Origin of the sequence: Maribacter sp. ACAM166, assembly GCF_005771495.1 — a bacterium.
GTDB lineage: Bacteria > Bacteroidota > Bacteroidia > Flavobacteriales > Flavobacteriaceae > Maribacter.
This window is the reverse complement of sequence record NZ_VAUW01000088.1, coordinates 1-2,006: the sequence shown is the minus strand read 5'-3', so window position 1 is coordinate 2,006 and position 2,006 is coordinate 1. Positions and strand designations below refer to the sequence as shown.

The window sequence follows — 2,006 nt, the reverse complement described above, 5'->3', positions numbered from 1 at the left end:
GGGTGGGATTAATTATACTAGTTCAAATAAGTAGGAATTAGCCTTAATTGAACTTTGCTAATGTTTTAAGTAAAACCTGGATGGCTAAACAAACGATTTCTTACCGCTACCCACTAAGCATAATCTTATTTTTTCGATTTATATTTTGTGAATAAAACTAAACAAATAAGATTTTGTGCCTTTATAAAAGTATACAAAGCTTCTGGTTAAGACCAAGCCTAGTCTAGTTTTTATTTGTCGTTTGTTAACTTCCCATGAAACCGAACTATGGATCAAAACAAAAGACTACAATATTTGGGCTACCAGATTTTTCTCTAAATGACAAAAAACCAATAGAAAAAGTTCAAATAAAGCAAAACAAATAACGTTTAAAACCACTTTGCTCCAAAACAACCACTTAAATCTATTTTTTATTTAAAATAAAAAATAGATATATAACTCGTTTATATTCAATCAAAATACCGGTTCAATAATTATCTCGGTTAAAACCGCGTTTGCAATAAAACATTCTGTATGTGCACGGTGGTGCATTTCATTTATTATAGTTTTATCTGGAATGTTATCTCCTATAAAGGTTATATTTGGCCTCAAATAAAGTTTTGTTATTGTCATTCTTGATTTTTCATTTTTCTCTAATATAGCTACTGCATTATCTTCATAAATTTCTATGATGTATTTTTTCATTGACGCGACAGCTAGAAAGGTGAGCATGTGGCAACTTGCCAAAGCGGCGGCAAAAGATTCTTCAGGGTTTACAAATTCTTTTTTACCAAGATATTCAGGAGCGGCAGATGCCTTAACAACAGTACCGCCTTCGAATTTCCAGCTATGCGTACGATCATACTTTTTATAAGAGAAATCTTCTGACTCATTATTCCAACTTAAATTAACCTTATGTTCTGACATGTTTTTTTAATGTATTAAATATAATTTTTCGGTTTGTGTTTATTATGGCTTTTTTTACGCTTATTAGTTTTAGTATCAAAACGAGTTATGCTATCCTGACCAACAACATTTTCATAAAAAAAGACCTTGGAAACTATTTTTTTTTGCGTTTTATCCTTCAAATCATCCAATTTACTACCGTCTTTATTCAACGTCTCATCGTTGATGTAGCATTCAAATTTATAAGTATCTCGCTTGTAAAAATTTTGATAACGAGTCGCAAAAGGAGAATCAGTTTTAAAATTAGTAGACCAAGTATGACAGCATATATAACTTCCACAAGGACCAATATCACCAATGCGATTCGCTTCCTCACGCATCCCAATTTGAAGCATTTCAACGCGTATATGAAAGGCTTTGGACAGGTATTTAATTAACTCCCGATAATCCACACGTCCTTTGGCGGTGTAATAAAATGTGGCTTTAGATATATCGCCCTGATAATCTACATCGGTTAATTTCATAGATAAGCCAAGCTCTTTAACTAAACCCCGTGCTTTATACAAAGTATCTAATCCCATCTCTTTGGCAAGCTTCCATTTAGTTACATCAACAGGAGTGGCTCGGCGATAGATTTTTTTAACTACTTCCTCCGTACGCACATTCTTTTTCTTGAGCTGCATACTTACTAGTTCACCGGTTAAGGAAACATGTCCAACATCATGACCACCCATATTGCCCTCTACAACAACCAATTCTCCACTTTTGAAATATATATTTTGAAGATTAAGATAGAATTCCTTTCGGGATCCTTTGAATTTTATCTCTACAATATTGCAAACTTTATAATTAGGAGGCATAACAATATCCGCCATCCAATCATATACATCTGACTGACTACAACCATACGTAAGGCACGAGCCTTTACTTTTGACGCCACCAGAAACAGAAGAACCTTCTGTTGAATAATTATCCATATTAACCTATATTTTAATTCCCTTTCGAGAGTGTATGAACGTTTAAAATCTCTGTTTAATAAAAAACCAGGAAACGATCAAAATTCATCTTCATCAATTCCTATCAGCATATTATAAGCTTCTTGTAATTCTAACAGCGTTTTT

Annotated in this window: 2 protein-coding genes; both read right to left on the bottom strand. The window is 33.0% G+C overall.

Annotation, left to right across the window (positions count from 1 at the left end; all coding sequences use genetic code 11):
- Positions 1 to 453 precede the first annotated feature (453 nt).
- Positions 454 to 906, bottom strand: a complete 453-nt coding sequence (locus ES765_RS21435; RefSeq protein ID WP_138116569.1) for an OsmC family protein — start codon at positions 904 to 906, stop codon at positions 454 to 456.
- A 14-nt stretch (positions 907 to 920) separates the two neighbouring features.
- Positions 921 to 1,862 (bottom strand): stage 0 sporulation family protein, encoded by a 942-nt coding sequence (locus tag ES765_RS21430; protein WP_138116567.1) that lies wholly within the window; start codon positions 1,860 to 1,862, stop codon positions 921 to 923.
- Positions 1,863 to 2,006: the final 144 nt, after the last annotated feature.

What these genes read in the sequence shown, in the direction of transcription:
- ES765_RS21435 (WP_138116569.1), bottom strand. Translation starts at nt 906, where the DNA reads ATGTCAGAACATAAGGTTAATTTAAGTTGGAATAATGAGTCAGAAGAT.
- ES765_RS21430 (WP_138116567.1), bottom strand. Translation starts at nt 1,862, where the DNA reads ATGGATAATTATTCAACAGAAGGTTCTTCTGTTTCTGGTGGCGTCAAA.